Origin of the sequence: Caballeronia sp. NCF2 (genome assembly GCF_023631205.1) — a bacterium.
Classification (GTDB): domain Bacteria; phylum Pseudomonadota; class Gammaproteobacteria; order Burkholderiales; family Burkholderiaceae; genus Caballeronia; species Caballeronia zhejiangensis.
The window spans coordinates 1-15,459 of record NZ_JALQDN010000028.1; the positions used below are offsets into that span (position 1 = coordinate 1).

General features: G+C 60.0%; 14 protein-coding genes and 1 pseudogene. 12 read left to right on the top strand and 3 right to left on the bottom strand.

Translation table 11 applies throughout. The features are described 5' to 3' along the window. The 3 genes from NCS02_RS11085 to NCS02_RS11095 all read right to left on the bottom strand — a co-directional run. Window positions 1-830: IS630 family transposase (locus NCS02_RS11085; protein ID WP_250523091.1), on the bottom strand; the 830-nt coding region annotated here is incomplete at its 3' end. Between the two features lie 699 nt (window positions 831-1,529). After that, complete coding sequence (locus NCS02_RS11090; RefSeq protein ID WP_250523092.1) at window positions 1,530-2,636, bottom strand: class I SAM-dependent methyltransferase; 1,107 nt, start codon at window positions 2,634-2,636, stop codon at window positions 1,530-1,532. Between the two features lie 441 nt (window positions 2,637-3,077). Continuing rightward, complete coding sequence (locus NCS02_RS11095) at window positions 3,078-3,341, bottom strand: hypothetical protein (RefSeq protein WP_250523093.1); 264 nt, start codon at window positions 3,339-3,341, stop codon at window positions 3,078-3,080. A 454-nt stretch (window positions 3,342-3,795) separates the two neighbouring features. Between NCS02_RS11095 and NCS02_RS11100 the strand changes: the two genes are divergently transcribed. The 12 genes and pseudogenes from NCS02_RS11100 to NCS02_RS11155 all read left to right on the top strand — a co-directional run bounded on the left by NCS02_RS11100 (window position 3,796) and on the right by NCS02_RS11155 (window position 15,448). Then, entirely contained in the window at window positions 3,796-4,869 is a 1,074-nt protein-coding gene (locus tag NCS02_RS11100) for a hypothetical protein (protein ID WP_250523094.1), read from the top strand. Then, complete coding sequence (locus NCS02_RS11105) at window positions 4,866-5,705, top strand: acyltransferase family protein (RefSeq protein WP_250523095.1); 840 nt, start codon at window positions 4,866-4,868, stop codon at window positions 5,703-5,705. The genes NCS02_RS11100 and NCS02_RS11105 overlap by 4 nt, the downstream gene beginning before the upstream one ends. A gap of 468 nt (window positions 5,706-6,173) precedes the next feature. Further along, a pseudogene (locus NCS02_RS11110) lies at window positions 6,174-6,578 on the top strand (helix-turn-helix domain-containing protein); the annotation flags it as partial. A 283-nt stretch (window positions 6,579-6,861) separates the two neighbouring features. Further along, a complete protein-coding gene (locus tag NCS02_RS11115) occupies window positions 6,862-7,044 on the top strand; it encodes a hypothetical protein (protein ID WP_250523096.1) in 183 nt (60 codons plus the stop codon). Window positions 7,045-7,153: 109 nt separating this feature from the next. Next, the gene (locus NCS02_RS11120; RefSeq protein ID WP_250523097.1) at window positions 7,154-7,639 is read left to right on the top strand and encodes a hypothetical protein; all 486 of its coding nucleotides are present in this window, start codon (window positions 7,154-7,156) and stop codon (window positions 7,637-7,639) included. Window positions 7,640-7,712: 73 nt separating this feature from the next. Beyond that, window positions 7,713-8,555 carry a glycosyltransferase family 2 protein gene (locus NCS02_RS11125; protein ID WP_250523098.1) on the top strand — a complete coding sequence of 281 codons (843 nt, stop codon included), beginning with the start codon at window positions 7,713-7,715 and terminating at the stop codon, window positions 8,553-8,555. Further along, window positions 8,542-9,456 carry a lysylphosphatidylglycerol synthase domain-containing protein gene (locus NCS02_RS11130; protein ID WP_250523099.1) on the top strand — a complete coding sequence of 305 codons (915 nt, stop codon included), beginning with the start codon at window positions 8,542-8,544 and terminating at the stop codon, window positions 9,454-9,456. Before NCS02_RS11125 ends, NCS02_RS11130 begins: the two co-directional genes overlap by 14 nt. After that, on the top strand, window positions 9,453-10,928 hold the full coding sequence (locus NCS02_RS11135) for a capsular biosynthesis protein (protein ID WP_250523100.1): 1,476 nt from the start codon (window positions 9,453-9,455) through the stop codon (window positions 10,926-10,928). Before NCS02_RS11130 ends, NCS02_RS11135 begins: the two co-directional genes overlap by 4 nt. 10 nt (window positions 10,929-10,938) lie before the next feature. Then, window positions 10,939-11,337: an HAD family hydrolase gene (locus NCS02_RS11140; protein WP_250523101.1), complete on the top strand. Its 399-nt coding sequence runs from the start codon at window positions 10,939-10,941 to the stop codon at window positions 11,335-11,337. Between the two features lie 2 nt (window positions 11,338-11,339). Then, window positions 11,340-12,077: a glycosyltransferase family 2 protein gene (locus NCS02_RS11145; protein ID WP_250523102.1), complete on the top strand. Its 738-nt coding sequence runs from the start codon at window positions 11,340-11,342 to the stop codon at window positions 12,075-12,077. Between the two features lie 40 nt (window positions 12,078-12,117). Beyond that, the gene (locus NCS02_RS11150; protein WP_250523103.1) at window positions 12,118-15,072 is read left to right on the top strand and encodes a hypothetical protein; all 2,955 of its coding nucleotides are present in this window, start codon (window positions 12,118-12,120) and stop codon (window positions 15,070-15,072) included. 1 nt (window position 15,073) lies between these two features. Further along, a complete protein-coding gene (locus NCS02_RS11155) occupies window positions 15,074-15,448 on the top strand; it encodes a GtrA family protein (protein WP_250523104.1) in 375 nt (124 codons plus the stop codon). Window positions 15,449-15,459: the final 11 nt, after the last annotated feature.

Sequence of the window (15,459 nt, forward strand, 5' to 3'; positions counted from 1 at the left end):
TGCGCGTTGAGGAAGGTGGCCACCCGCTCCGTCTTATGGCTACTCACGTTGTCACAGATGACATGGATTTCTCTGCGTTTGGGCTGGCTGGCCACGACGTCGGTTAGGAAGGCCACAAACTGTTCGCTGGTGTGGCGCGGCGCTGTTTTGCCCAGCACCTCGCCGGTCGCAGTATTGAACGCCGCGAACAGGCTGAGCGTGCCGTTGCGCTTGTACTCGAAGCCGTGACTCTCGGCGCGCCCCGGCGACAGCGGCAGCATCCGGTCCTTGCGCTCGAGTGCCTGAATCGCGGTCTTCTCGTCCACACAGAACACCGCTGCGTGCGCCGGCGGGTTCAGGTAAAGCCCGATCACGTCGGCTGCTTTGGCCTCGAAGTCCGGGTCGTTGGAGACCATGTGCCGCTCCAACTTCTGCGGCTTGACCCCATGCTTGCGCCAGATGCGCTGCACGGTCGAGACCGACACGTCGCCGAGCTCTGCCGCAAGCTTATAGCTGCTCCAGTGTGTCGAGCCGTCGGCGGGTTTGTGCTTGAGAGTACGGTTGAGCACACGCGCCTCAAGTCTGGCTGGCGGCTGCTTGGGAGCGCGCCCGGGATGTCGGGCGTACATGCCAGACAGTCGCTCGCTAAGAAAGCGCCCCGACCAGCGCGCGATGAAGCGCGAGTCGCAACCCAGTGTGCGCATGATGCTGTCGCGCGATTCGCCGTCCTCGAGCATCAGGATCAACTTCGCGCGTCGTACGTCCGCCGCACGCACCGTTCGGCTGCGCGCCGCCGACAGCAGTTGCTCGCGTTCGGTATCGGTCAGATTCATTTTGCCCATGACCTGCATCTGAACACACTTGGGGTGCCAATTCAATGATGCAATGCACTAGTCCGTTCATAGCGACGCCCGAGCCGGTCGCGAAGGACATCGTGCGCGCGGTCCAAAGGAAGCGGAGCACGCTTTATACGCCGCGGTTTCGGTGGGGCATCATGCTCGTGATTCGCTGCGTGCCGCGGATCGTGTTCAAGCGGGTGACGCTATAGGTAGACGCGCGGCGACGTACGGAACACCTAGTGCTAGCCGAGCCGATGCTTAACGATGTAGCCGATCGCAAAGCCCATGCATCCACCGATGTAGCGCGTTCGCACCGTCCGGAAAGCGACAGTCGCAGCAGAGCTTTATAGCTAATAACTTCGTTATCGCGAAGAGGCCGATCGTCATGGAGAGCGTGAGCACGGCCGCGTCGTGGCGCGCGCTTCGACGTGGACGAGAAATATTGTCGGTGCTATCGAGTAAATCGCATTGCTCATTTACCCGCCTCGCGTGATGCCCGGCGGCGGCCCCCGCGGTTATGATGAGCGCGACGATCTCGTACGGCGCCCAGATTTGAAGAGGCGGCTGATGGCGATCCCGAGGTCGAGCGAACACTCAGCTCACGAGGCTAGCACCCTGTTTAGAACTCGGGCATCTAGTTTCTACTCGAAATTTCGCAAGTCATACGGACATAGAAGAGCCGCACGGAAGCGGCTCGGCGGATAAGCCGAGTTACTGGAAATGGCCAGGTTTGCGCATGACAAAATGAAGATTGTGACGCGTGAAAGCGCGGTGCGCCGGTATATTGTAGCGATCGAAAGCAAGTCGAAGCAATGCATCGTCCGTTCGATCATAGAAACGCGCGAGAATGGCCTCCTCATACCCGTCGAGCACAATGTAGTCGTGGCAATCCCGACCTATCGCAAGCTCGAAATCGTGATAAGAAATGCCAAAACCCCAGCGCGCAAGTGTTTCGCCGATCTTCTCGGGCGCCGTAGACCCGATCGAATTCCGGAAGTCTGCACGCGGCGAGAACTGCGCGTAGTCGCGCTGGATTTCTAGTGGAAGCGCCGAATAGAAATGCATGAGGCTCGTGTGATCTTCGAGCACATTGAATCGGTTAGGCGTATCCGCCACGGCGAGCAGGCCGCCGGGCGCCAGCGTTTTCCACGATGCGCGCAAAGCCTCGATACGCTCCCCGTACGTCATATGTTCGAGCACAGCGCACAGCACAACGAGATCGATTTGACCGACGAACGCCTGGGCTTTTTCTTCCGTCAGTTTCTCGTTGACGAACTGGACATTGTCGTATCCGAAGAAACGCAGTCTCTCCGCTGCGGCGGCGCTCGCCTTTAGGTCGATCTCGAAGCTGGCGACGCTCTTGACTCGACTTGCGACGGCGAGCGTGGAACTGCCTGTCCCAGATCCGATTTCAATGGCCCTCAACTTGCTCATGTCTGGGACGATCTGTGCAAGCCATTTGCAAATCCAGTATTCGAAATCGCGGAAACGATGCACGACATGGGCATCCAAATCTCGTTCGAAGGACTCATCTTGCGTAACATTAGCCCTATAAAACGTGCGAAGCAGTACGTCCTTGAAGAACGGCCTAAAGTCGTCCGGGATTGGCAAGGGTGAGAACGCTGGAAGATACGATACAGCAGGAGATATCGGAGTTCTGAGAGCGCTGAATTGCTGAGCTTCCGAGATCAGCCTGATATTTTCCTCCTCGAGAGCCTGACAGCGCGCCAGAGCCGCGTCGAGGTCGGCCGAGTTTGGATTGTCGACCGGCTTGGCGACTGGAACACGAATGCCGCGCAGCGCCTGAAAGATCTTCATCTTTCACCCGTTCGTTAGCTCGAAGGATCAATATATCAGCGCCGCGTGTTGGCGCAACAAGATCTGCGTCAATTTGCACCCAGCGGGGCGGCAGGTTAGCTTGTCGCGTTCTTGCCTTAGGTCGAGGCAATTAACGGCCACACGATATTGTTTCCGCTGTTTTAGCCGGGCGGTTTCCCCTGTCAGTCAGACTGTCGACTTCCACAGCATCGTGAAGAGGGGCTGAAGCTGTCGCTCCCGGTCAGCACCTGATAGTCCAACAGATGGCGTGCCGGACCCCCGATGCAGATATCGTAGCAAGCTTTTGAATGCTAAGGCCTTTTGCGGTCCTGCGGTCCGGCCAAATCGCTACTCAGCAGGCTGATCATTGCGAACTCCGATAGGGGCACGAAAGCGTGTATGCGTTTCGCGCGCAACGTCGCACCTAGAAGCAGTGATGCCCTACACCGACGACTTGCGACATTCGATGCTCAGTAGTGTGCTATGAAGGCGCGATAGTGCGAGGCCCGGTCGACGTTCGGCGGCAAATAACCTTCCAAATGCCAGCCCGTGCTTCAGCTCTGGACTGGCGTCGAAATTGCGTTCCAATACATGGAGCAACATCATCACTTTCCTGGAAGAAAAATCCGTCTCCATTGCCGCTGACTCGTCGCGATAGCCCGTTCGCAATGAGTCGAGCAGTAAAAGCGCCTCGGAGGTCTTCATCTGAAAGATTGGACGCGTAAGCGGTTGACGCGCGCACGATGGTTCGATGCAATCGAACACGCGACTTCTGTCCAGAATTTGAATCCGTTGCAGTGTAAATCGTTTCGAACGAGCGGACAACAGGGGTCATGAAGGGCCAGCTACGCCTGCTCTCTCGACGGCTGGTGACGGGTCATACCGGCACGATGCATCGGCGGCGCAAGCGCTCGATGAAATTCAATGACACATTCGGCGGAATCAGACTTCTTGGAACTCTGCCATCGACCCGCCCTTTTGGACGTATAATAATACAAAAGACGTAAATTCTGCTGGCGCAGCAACGTGGTAATCCTTCGCGGTCACGTAGTCATTGCGATCCCGACCTGCAGCGATCGGAGAGGATCCACCACGACGGCTGCGCGGCGACATTCTAATGCCGCGGCATTAACGGGTAAATATTACTGTGAACATCTTGATGTCCGCGTTCACTAACCGCTGCTTGATGAACTGGATCCCAATCGCAACGAAGATCAGAGCTAGCGGCGGCACGTGCAATTTCCTTCTGTTTCCCCGACTCTCTGATCCGGACCATAAAGGCCTTTACAGCCACGAGATCCAGTCGCATGCCGTGCTCACCGCACCGATCGACGCATCATTCGAACTCTGCGAGACGACGGAAGCCGACTGCAAAGCCGCCATCCAGCACATCGTCAAACGGAAGCGATACGACGGAGTGCTGATGACGACTTGCCATCTCGGGCCGGAACTGACACTGCGCAGTTGGGTGCAGGCCGTATCGCCAGCGACCCAGTTCGTCGGACTGCAGCATGGATTCGTTCAACAGTGGCCGAATTTCGAAGCCCGATTCAGCTCGTACGACTATCTCGGCGTTTTTGGACGGGCGTTCAGGCATCGCCTCGTTCCCGAGTTTCGGAAGCGAACGGTGGCGCTTTCTCTTCCCATCCTCGACTCTTACGCGTCGAACGCGCGGCCTGAGGGCAACAGAATACTGTTTGCGCTGCAAAGGGATATCTCGCCGGGAGAGGTGCAACGACTTGCTCAGGACATAGAAATTTTGTCGGGCAGGAAGATGGTGCTTCGCGCTCATCCGGAACACGTGTCGCACTATGATGTGCTTCGCCCGACCTTCGAGTTTTCCGATCCAGCCGAGCCGCTTTCGCGCGCGCTGGCGCGTACCTCTGCCGTGATCACGTCCGGAAGCACGCTCGCACTCGCATCGCTCGCGATGAAGCGGCCGACAGCGATATTGCGTCATCTGGGCGGCGAGGAATATGAACCGTTTGGAATCGTCGCCGACGCCATGGAGGCTGAACCGATACTGCAAATCCTCGATCGATTTCGAGAACCGTCCTTCTGGCCGGGGATGGACGAGATTTTGGAAAACTACGCGGGCCGAGCGGGTCGACGTGTCGACGATGCCTACGAGACTCTGGGCACGTTGTTTGTTCGGTCGAAGATGGACGCAAAAAACGCAGCGAAAACGATCAACGGGTGGTTTCGGCGCGTCGTTGGCGGGTTCAGTGCATGAGGCAGCTGTATGCCTTCGGCGCCAGAACCAGCCCGTCGATGGGAGCGATACCTGAACGCGTTCATTTTCTGGATGGCATGAGGGGCTGGGCGGCGCTTGCCGTCGTCCTCTACCATCTGGCGCCGACCTTCCTGATTCCGCCACACTATCTGAAAAGCATTGGCTGGTTGATGTTGCCAATGGACGGCGCTCTCGCGGTATACGTTTTCTTTGTCGTTTCCGGCTTCTCGCTCTCGATAGGTTTTGTGCGACGTCGCGAGCGATCCGGCCTGTTTTCGCTCGCCATACGACGATATCCGAGACTTGCGATCCCGGTTTTGGCGGCCACTCTAATCACACTTGTCATGCTGCTCACGGGCGCCAATCGAGCGCCGAATGCTGCGGCACTTCTGGGCCGAACGAATTGGCCCGCTAGCGCCTTTCGATTCGAGCCGGGCTTAATAGACGCGCTGAAGTTCGGTCTGTTCGACGTCTTCTTCCACTACCGCTGGGACCACAGTTACAACCCGGTCCTATGGACCATGAGTTATGAACTGATCGGAAGCGTCATGGTGTTCGCGCTTCTGATCGTGATGGGCACGTCGCGCATCCGCTGGGCCGCATATGGGCTCGGCTGGCTGGCGCTTGCGCATTTCGATAGTCCGCTCTCCTCGTTCATTGCGGGGACAGTGCTGGCTGAATGCCACGGTTCAATTTGGATTCGCGTGCTTCGTAAGCCAGCGACCGCATGGCTGATCTCAACGACACTCTTTTCATCGTTTTCTATGTTGTCAGCTTCGAGCGGCAGGCGTACGACAGTTTTACCGTGCGCTCCTTATGCGGGACAGCGTTGGTGATCGCGGTGGTCGTCAACCTTGCATGGTCCCGTGCGATGGAGTTGCCGATATCCCGCTTTCTCGGGCAAATTTCCTTTCCGCTGTATCTGACGCATATTCCTGTCATTTGCACCCTCGGCGCGGGCACAGCGCTAATGCTCCATGACAAGGGGCTTTCGTTCCCTTGGATTACGCTAATCGAACTGGCGATCTGCGTCCCCGTCGCTGTGGCAGTGGGCGTCATTTTTTCTCCCATCGAGACCGCGTCTATTACATTCGGTCAGTGGCTCGCTCGAGTGCTCCTGAAACCGGTCTGCCGCTCTCACGTTTAGGTCAGGTGAAAGCGGCGGGTGTGGTCTCTAACGACCCGGACCTCAAGACCGAAGCACCCGACGTGATCGGGCTTACTTAATCGCGCCGGCGCAGGCAGCGGTGTTCTGTGTCGACTAGTCCATTGCGTCATTGAAAAAGCACCCGATTTGGTATTCAATGAAACGCATGGAAAAGATGAATTTGAGCGCGCTCGAGCGCGAACAATTGCTGTCAGCAACTCGTAGCCAGACGGTGCGCGCAGCTGACGCCCGGCGCGCTCGGCTGATTCTGATGCTTGACAACGGCGAAACACGCGAGGCGATCATGCAGCGGCTACGATGTGACTCGCGCTTCATTTCGCGATGGTCGAGTCGGTTCTTGGCCGAGCGGCTGGCAGGCCTGTATGCGCGCCATCCTGGACGAGCTCCCGTGCATCCGCCTGATAAGCTCGAGGCGCGCGTGCTAAAGCTCACGCTCACGCGCCGGCCCTCGGACTTGTCGCGCTGGCCTGCGCCGTCGCGGCCTGGACCATGGAACTCGGCGGCATCCGCTTCGCGCAGCAGAATCTCGGCTTCAGCGATTCCCCACGCTCGGGCCGGTTCAACCGAACGACGGTTCATACTTCGGCATCGCGTCGGTCAACTACAACGACCTGCCCCCTTCGAAGGCGTGGGCCTACTATGTCACTGCGCATCTTGTCTCGCGCAGCGATCGGGCCGGCCCGAGCGCAGCCGACAGCCTCATTGCCAACCTGGACGCCTATCGTCGATTCGGCGCGCGCTATGTCCTCGTGCCGCGAAACTTTTGAAGGAAGTCCCGCCTTTGCATCGTTCATACAGCAGTCGGGGAGCCACACGCGCGGCTCGTGCAGGTTTTCGCCGATGACGGCATGCGATCGGCGGACATATCCCCGTTCAACAATAAATCCGCCGACAACACGGACGAAGCCGCGCGCGCCGCCGGCGCCCAAGTGACCGACGTACCGCTGCACGGCAAGGGGAACGTGGTGTGCACCGCATGTTCGCGGACGTTGCCGATGTCGACGTGATGGTGGACGGCGACGCGACCTACGACGCGCGGCCGCGCCAACGCTGATCGACGCGCTCGTCTAAAACCGTCTCGATATGGTCGTGGGGTCGTGCCTCAGCGACGAAGAGATGGCATACCGGCTCGGACATCGCTTCGGCAACGTATTGCTAACCCAATGCGCCGCAACCATCTTCGCCCGCACGCTCAAGGACATCTTTGTCGGGCGACCGAGTTTTTTCCCGGCGCTATGCAAAGACCTTTCCCGCGCACTGGACCGGCTTCGAGATCGAAACCAGGCTCGCCGCGTATGCTCTCAGCATGCGCATGCCGGTGGTCGAGACCGAGGCCGACTACAAATCCCGCCCCAAGGGCTCGAAAGCAAGCTGGATACATATCGCGACGGACTTCCGCGCTTGCCGGCTACGCCCGCGCTCGCGGTCGCTGCCGGATCCATCGCCGGCATGTTCATTAATTTTCTTTCCGCGAAGCTGTGGTATTCCGCAATGGGCGCGCGAATTCCCGCCGATGACGGTACGTTTCTCGACTCCGCCATTAATGCTGCGGAGTCGTTTGGGTTAGACCGATGGGTTAAAATGCGGCTCATAATCCGCTAGACGCCCGTTCCGAGCCTGTCCGGCACGGCCCCGAGCAGCGGCACTCAGCACCTTTCCCGAGGCATCCAGCAAGATGGGCACAATACCGAATCGCGAGGACATCCTCGTCTTCATCCCTGCATATAACTGCGCGCGACAGATCGGCCGCACACTATTGCAACTCAAAGGATGCGAGGCGCTCTTTCGCGAAGTGATCGTCGTCGATAATCGCAGCACCGACAATACAGTCGACGTCGCCATTTCAGCCGCGGCGCAACTGGCTTTGCCGACGCGGGTGGTGCGGAACTGGGATAACCTGGGGTTGGGCGGATCTCACAAAAGCGCGTTCGCCTATGCGGCGCGTGAGGGATTTGACTATCTCGTAGTCCTCCACGGCGATGATCAGGGCAACATACGCGAGCTCGTGCCCCAAATCGAGCGCGGCGAACATCGTACTGTTGACTGTCTGCTCGGCGCCCGGTTCATGCCTGGCTCGCGGCTCGAAAACTATTCGACGTTCCGGACCCTCGGCAACGAAGTGTTCAATCTGCTGTTCTCTGCAGCGAGCGGAAAGCGCCTTTACGACCTGGGCTCAGGCCTCAACATGTATCGCGTCAATGCGGTGAAGAAACTGCGTTATCAAGGCTTCGCAGACAACCTCACGTTTAACTACTATATGATTCTGGCGACCGTCTGGCACCGCTGGAACATCCGTTTTTTCCCGATCAGCTGGCGCGAAGACGATCAGGTATCCAATGTCAAACTGACGCGCCAGTCGTTCCAGGTCCTGAAGCTGCTCGCAACGTTCGTTTTCCGCCGCCGTTACTTCCTCGACGGGCAGCACACCCCCCGCTCGCCTGAAGACTACCGTTTCGATACCGTGTATGACAGCACGGCGTCGGCACAGCCACTGGGGCAGCCGGATGTCCCTCGTTAATCAAGCGCGGCTGTTTCTTTGGGCATTTGGTGTTTCGGCCGTCCTGTTCATCGGCTCCCTAGTGCTCTGGCTTCCGGTCGGCTGGTCGCGCATGGGCTTCCCGACGGGCAGCGCCCTTGTCTGGCCGGTCGTCCTCTATGCGATGGCGCACGGCGCCCGCATGTTGCGGCTCGGTCTGCTTCTCGGCAGCATCCGGATTCGCAAGCTTCTGGGACTCTATCTCTATACCGCCGCCTGTTCGGCGGTCGTTCCCTTCAAGCTCGGCGAGCTGGTGCGAGTCAATGAATTCGCATGGCAACAATCTGGAAGCCTCGCACGGGGCGTAGTGATCGTCTGGGTCGAGCGTGTGTTCGACATGGTCGCGCTCGGCGCCATCATTCTCGTCATCCTGACGCGCTCGGATGTGGAAGTCGCGCCCATCGCTCCTGTGCTCTGGCTCAGCACGGCATTCGTGCTGACCACGCTGCTGTTTTTCTTTGTGCTGCCGGAACAGTTGGCCACCTTGAACCTGCACGTGATCCGGACCTATCGCGATGAAAAGGCGGTGCGCGTACTGAAGATTCTGGAGCGCATCAACGATTTGTCGCATATGGCGAGACCGCTGCTGAACGGCCGAATCCTGACGCTCGCCTTCATCACCCTCTTCATCTGGTGCTTCGAACTCCTCGCGCTGGGCTTGCTCACGCGCGAATTGGACAGCTGGAACCCGCTTTACAGGCTCGTCAGCCAGTTCGCCGACATCATCATCCATCGGTCGGCGCATGGGGCATCGAATGACGCGTTGGTTTCCGTATTCGATCAGTGGAAGGTTCTGATTTTGTGTGCACCCGGCCTTATCGCGCTTGTGCTCTTTCGCAAATGGCGCCGCACCACATCTCAAGCTGAAGGAATCACGCGGTGAAGAAGATTCTGCTCTACGACAACACTCAACCTCCGCCGAGTGACGTCTGCAACCTGCTGGGTATCGAACGATTCTCGGACGTTTACTACCGCAAGCGCTCGCTGGACCGCTGGATCTCGGACCTGGCCGCGCAGGCGGATCTCACTTTCGTTGATCTGGAATCGCTCACGCATTCTGACACGCTGGCGAAGCCGCCGCTGTCCGGCCCCGGCAGGCAGACGCTCATCTACATCCCGGCGTGGGTCGCTTTCGGATGCGCGGAAAAAGAGGCCGCACTTTTTCTTCAGAAGCTCAGTCTGACGCGCAACAACCTGCGCGTGACGACCGACGCTCACCAGTTCGATCCCCTCGCGCCGCATATGATGGTGCTGGTGGACGATCTGGCCCAGTCATTCATGCGGACGATCGCATCCGGAGAGTCGGCGGAGTCGTTCTTCCGGGAGGTGGGCGAGCAACTGCAACCCGTGCCCGATCATGCCGGCATGATCGACTTGCGCGATCCGCTTCGCTTCACGGATTACCTGACCAGCAATTTTGACGCGCGTTTCTTCAACTCCGTTCAGACGGTCAACGATTTCGTTCTGCTGAAGCGGTCAACCGACGCGGCCAAGCTGAAGCGCGAGCATGACTTCTATCATCTGCTGCCTGCGTCGATGCAGATGTTCTTCGTGCAGCCTTACGACTTCAAGCGCGAGGCACAAGGCGCGAGCTACAAGATGGAACGCCTGTTCGTGCCCGACATGGCGCTGCAATGGATTCACGGATCGCTCAACAAGATCCATCTCGAGCGCTTCCTCGACAAGGTGCTTTTCTTCGTGCGATCGCGCCCGACCCGGGCGGCGCCGCGCGAAGTCGCCGCTCGCGCACGAGACGAAGCGTACCGCTCGAAACTGCTCGCTCGTCTGGAGCAACTCGAAGCGCTTCCCGCCTATGCGTCGATCGAGCCGTATGCACGCGCGACCTTCGGCGGCATCCGGTCTCTGCTGGATCGCTATCTGGCGTTGTTGAGCAGGTCGAAGCCGGCAGAGATCGAGAAAAGCCTGTGCATCGGACATGGGGATCTGTGCTTCTCGAACATTTTGTACAGCAAGACGACCGGGCTCATGCGTTTCATCGACGCGCGAGGCGCCGAGACCGAGGACGAGCTGTACGTGAATCCCTACTATGACATAGCCAAGCTGTCGCACTCGGTCGTCGGCAACTACGACTTCATCAACTACGGCCTTTTCCGGCTGGACATCGACACGGACCTAAAGGTTCGGCTGCACATCGATGCAAAACCCCAGCCGTGGGCCACCGGGATGTTCATGGAGAAGCTCGCGGACAACGCTTTCGATCCGTGGTTGACGCGACTCTACGAGGCTTCGTTATTCATCAGCATGGCGCCGCTGCACATCGACGTTCCGAAGAAAGTCATTGCCTTTCTCGTTAACGCGGCGGACATCCTCGACGAACTCGAGCGCAATTACTGAGGAGGCTCAGATGCTGGTAAAGCAAAAGTGCATTGTGATGGACATCGACGGTACGTTGTGTCCCAAGAAGCTTCCCGACGAATCGTATGGCGATCTGCTGCCGATTCCAGAGATGATGGAGCAACTCGTGCGCTATCGGGAGCAGGGCTTCTACGTGATCCTGTTCACCTCACGCAACATGAACACGCACGACGGCAACATCGGGCGCATCGTCGCGAATACGGGAAAGCTGCTGATGGAATGGCTCGACAGGCATCAGGTGCCCTATGACGAACTGCATCTCGGCAAGCCGTGGCCGGGACGCGGAGGCTTCTATGTCGACGACAAAGCCATTCGTCCCGACGAATTTCTCAAGCTCTCTTACAACGAGATTCTCAAACTTGTCGGCGACGAGCCGGGCGGAGAATGACAATGGTGAACGTGATTATCACGATGGGCGGCCTCGGCAAGCGCTTTCGGGATGCCGGCTACACAGTGCCCAAGTATCAAATCGAGGCGCACGGCAGGACACTCTTCACCTGGTCGATGCTCAGCCTTTCGAGCTTCATAGCGCAAGGGGCGCGGTTCATCTTCATCGTCCGCAAGGAAGATGGCGCGCGCGAGTTCATCGAGAGCGAGGCCACGCGGCTCGGCATCGCCAACCGACAGGTGCTCGAAATCGGCTATCTCACGGACGGACAGGCAACCACCGCGACGCTCGCGCGCGATCTCATCGCCGATCCGTCGCAGCCGATCCTCGTATACAACATCGACACTTTCGTGCATCCGTCGTCGCTGCAGGCAGACGCGACGCGCGGCGACGGCTGGGTACCGTGCTTCCCCGGCGAAGGCGACGGCTGGAGTTTTGCCGCAGCGGAGCCGGACGGCCGGATCACGGAACTGCGCGAAAAGGTGCGCATCTCGCCCCATGCGACGATCGGCCTGTACTGGTTCTCGTCGTTCTCGCTGTATCGCGACGCCTACGAGCGCTATTACAGCGATGCGAGTCGCATGGAAAAGGGTGAGAAATACATCGCGCCGCTCTACAACGAGCTCATCTCCGCCGGCCGCCCGGTCTATCTGCATGAGGTGCCCAAAGGCGCCGTTTATCCGCTAGGGACACCCGCGGAAGTCGAACGATTCCTGCAGGACGAGCCGCCATCGCTCTGACACGTTGCACCCGTCCCACGTTTCCACCCGGGCTCTTCATTTGATCTCCGATCCGCCATCCGTGCGCACTGGCCGTCCGATTCTGGCTCCGGTCCTTGCCGGCGTGTTCACCGCGCTGTTGACCGCGCTCGTCGTCGCGTTGTTTCTGCGGGCGCACGTCCTGCCTCGTGTCGCCTGGTTCACGACGCCGGTCGGGCTCGCGTCGGGTGCGTCGATGGCGTTGTTCGTGCGCCGCGGATGGCGTTCCGTTCGGATGTGGGAGCTGGCTGCGCTCGTCGTCGGCGCAGCGTTCGTGGCCGCGCTCGTTCATCCGGTAGCGCAGCATTATCCAAAGATCAGTGTCACGGCGACGGGACAAAAAAATCCTGCGGCGGCTTCGTCGGAAGTCTGGGTTGGACTGGAGTCCGGCGCGCAGCCGGTCGAAGGTCACTGGTCCGGCGGCGGCGATGCGTGGGAGCCGCGCGGTCAGCGCTACGTGTCCTATCGAAAACAGCCCGCGACACTGGCCTGGGACGGCACCTGGGGTGACGGCGCGAGGCTGGAACTCGCGCGCCATCCGTGGTCGGGCATCGCTCGGGTGGACATCGGCGGACGGGAACAGACACTCGACCTCTATGCGCCCGTCGCGAGCACGTGGACCATTCCGTTGCCCAGTCCTTCCCCCTCGTGGAGGGACAAGGCGCTGTGGGCAGCGTTCGCGGCCTCAGTCGTTTTGGCTGTTTCGGTGCTCGTTCACTTCCTCCCGACGTTGCCGGCACCCTGGTCCGGCAGTCTCGCCATCGCGTTTCTCGCGGCCTGTCTAACGCTCTTTGCCGTCCGCGACCGATCGTACGCGGGCGATTTCAATGTCGTCGCCTTCGAAGCGGGCGCGCCGGTGACCACGGTAGAGCTGAACGCGGGGCAAGGCTTCGCTCCCGAGTTGAATCACGCTTTGAGAGCCAGCGCGCCGGGCCAGTTCGAGACCGCCGCTGCGTCCGACGCCAGGTGGAACATCGAGGCAACGGACGGTACGCTCATCGACGTTCCGATCGCCGCCGACGCGGCGCCGCACGACGCCGCCGGCCCGAGCGAGCCCCGGTCCATCGATGACCCTCCGAACGGGGTTCAGGTCGGCCACACCTCGCTGTACATGCTCGAGGGGAAGAACAATCCGACGCTGGCGATCATCGGTCCCGACTCGCGGAAACACGCGCTTCCTGTCCCGCAACCGGGATCGGACCAGATTTTCGTGCTCGTTCAACGCGATGCCGCGACTCTGCGCGTCGCGGTGAGTCGGTCGTTCGCGTCATTGCCGATCGGCTCAGATTTTTCGGGGCATGTCACGAAGGTGCGGATGCGCGCCGCAAATGGCGATGCCGCCGCCAGGCTCTTTCGAATCTCCTTCGGGGCCCCCCTTCAGGCATTCGAATTGAGGCCGGACGGCAGTCACGCCTATGCCGTCGCCGGCGTCAGTCGGCCCGACAACCGCATGTTCATCGCCGTCAAGCTCGTGGCCGCGGCAGAGATCTTTCTGCTCACCATGCTGATACCGGTCGCCGCATGGACGGTCCGATCGCTGACGCAACTGGCGAGGGCCGGCAGGCCTGTCAGCGTTGTACTCGGGATTGTCGGCATCCTGGGCTCGATGGGACTCGCCGCGCTGATCACATGGCCCGCCGTCGTCGGCTGGGACGGCACCATGCCTTACGTCGTATTCGACGCCGGATCCTACGACACATGGTATGGCGTCGGATACCCACTCCTGGTCAGCGGACTGCTCCTTTTGCAAGGACCCGGACTCGTCACGGCGATTGGCGTCGCAGGCACGACGCTTCTGTTGCTGGTCGCGCTCGCCATTGGACTCGGCGCGGCGCGCCGGGGCGTTCGCGCGCTGATCGCCGCTCTTTGCCTGGTGTGGCTGCCGCTGACGATCATTCCCTATGCAAGCGCCGTACACCTGCGCGACGCAATGAACGGCCTCGTCATGGCAGCTTCTGCCGTAACCGCGTTCGTGATGCTGCGCAAATGGAGCGGTTGGTCGACCGGTCAGCGATGCGTCGTCGTCGCGGCGCTCGTTGCGAACGGACTCGTGGCAGCGCTGCTTCGCGTCGACAACGTTCCTACGCTCGGCATCTGGATCGCCGGCGCGTGTTTGCTTTTGAGCGGCAGCCGCGCGCGACGGCTCGGTATCGCAGCGATCGCCGGGGCGGCGTGGCTGTCGATCAATCCGCTGGCCGAGCGAGTCCTCTTTCCCGATCAGGCTGCGCTCACCGCGGCGAAGCGGTTGTACGCCAGCACGGCGCTCGTCAACCCGATCACCGGCGTGCTCAAGCTCGGGCAGGACCGCCTGCCGGCGAGCACGGCGGCACAAACGCGTGAGGTGCTGGACCGGCTGGTCGATGCGGACTACTCACTCGCGCGTTGGTCGCCCTACGATATCGTCTACTGGCATCAGACATTCTCCCAACGGCCCGCTCCAACGGATGCCGCCGTGCGAAACCTGCAGAAGACCTACGTGCGGCTGGCGCTCGAGGCCCCCGCGCTATTCGTCAAGGTTCGCCTCGCAACCTTTGCATCCAATCTCGGTTTCCGGGGCTCGGTCGGCGGTCTGGAGATGTCGCGGGGGGACTTCGAATCTCAGTCGTTCTACGATCATCTGACGGATCCGGGCAGCTCATTCAGGAAGTTCCGGTGGCTCTATGGCTTTGCTCCCGACGGCCATCGCTGGATGGAGAGCGCCCGGCTCCTGCGTCACTGGACGGCAACCGTCGCCACGCATATTCCGCAGTTGATCGTCTGCCTCGTTGCACTTGCCTGGTGTCGGCGCTATCCGCCCTGCGCGGTGCTCGCCGCAGGGGTGGTCGCGCGCGCGTGCGTGTTCTTCCTTTTCGCGCCGGCGTCCGTCTTCCTCTACCTCTACGACCTGCAACTGATCGGGTTCTGCCTGCCTTTCCTGATGGCGGGCTGGCCGAGCCAGCAGGAGTCGCTGCCCAACCCTCTTTCTGGAGCCGCCTAGCATGCTGATGCGTTTCGGAGTCGTATCCGGTCTTGGTTGGCTCATTGATTTCTGCCTGTTCGCTACGCTGAACGTGTTGAAATCACCCGTATGGCTTGCCAACACAGTGAGTGCGACCGCCGCGGTCCTGTTCGTTTTCTTCGTGTCGGTGCGGCGCGTCTTTCAATATCACGGCCACTACCTGCTCGGGAAACTGCTGCGCTATGCCGTCTATCAGGCCATCGCGATTCTGAGTGCTTCGATCGCCATCGACCTGATCACGCGTCATTTGGGTTTCGCGCCCATCGTGTCCAAGATCATCGTCACGCCAGTCACGTTCTATTGCAATTTCCAGTTCATGTCCTTCATTACAACAGGCCGGTTGCGGCTGCGGTAAGCAGGTAACCC

Bases quoted from the DNA above. Each gene is read 5' to 3' on its own strand.
- NCS02_RS11090 (WP_250523092.1), bottom strand. From the start codon at position 2,636: ATGAAGATCTTTCAGGCGCTGCGCGGCATTCGTGTTCCAGTCGCCAAG.
- NCS02_RS11095 (WP_250523093.1), bottom strand. From the start codon at position 3,341: ATGAAGACCTCCGAGGCGCTTTTACTGCTCGACTCATTGCGAACGGGC.
- NCS02_RS11100 (WP_250523094.1), top strand. From the start codon at position 3,796: ATGTCCGCGTTCACTAACCGCTGCTTGATGAACTGGATCCCAATCGCA.
- NCS02_RS11105 (WP_250523095.1), top strand. From the start codon at position 4,866: ATGAGGCAGCTGTATGCCTTCGGCGCCAGAACCAGCCCGTCGATGGGA.
- NCS02_RS11120 (WP_250523097.1), top strand. From the start codon at position 7,154: ATGGCATACCGGCTCGGACATCGCTTCGGCAACGTATTGCTAACCCAA.
- NCS02_RS11125 (WP_250523098.1), top strand. From the start codon at position 7,713: ATGGGCACAATACCGAATCGCGAGGACATCCTCGTCTTCATCCCTGCA.
- NCS02_RS11130 (WP_250523099.1), top strand. From the start codon at position 8,542: ATGTCCCTCGTTAATCAAGCGCGGCTGTTTCTTTGGGCATTTGGTGTT.
- NCS02_RS11140 (WP_250523101.1), top strand. From the start codon at position 10,939: ATGCTGGTAAAGCAAAAGTGCATTGTGATGGACATCGACGGTACGTTG.
- NCS02_RS11145 (WP_250523102.1), top strand. From the start codon at position 11,340: ATGGTGAACGTGATTATCACGATGGGCGGCCTCGGCAAGCGCTTTCGG.
- NCS02_RS11155 (WP_250523104.1), top strand. From the start codon at position 15,074: ATGCTGATGCGTTTCGGAGTCGTATCCGGTCTTGGTTGGCTCATTGAT.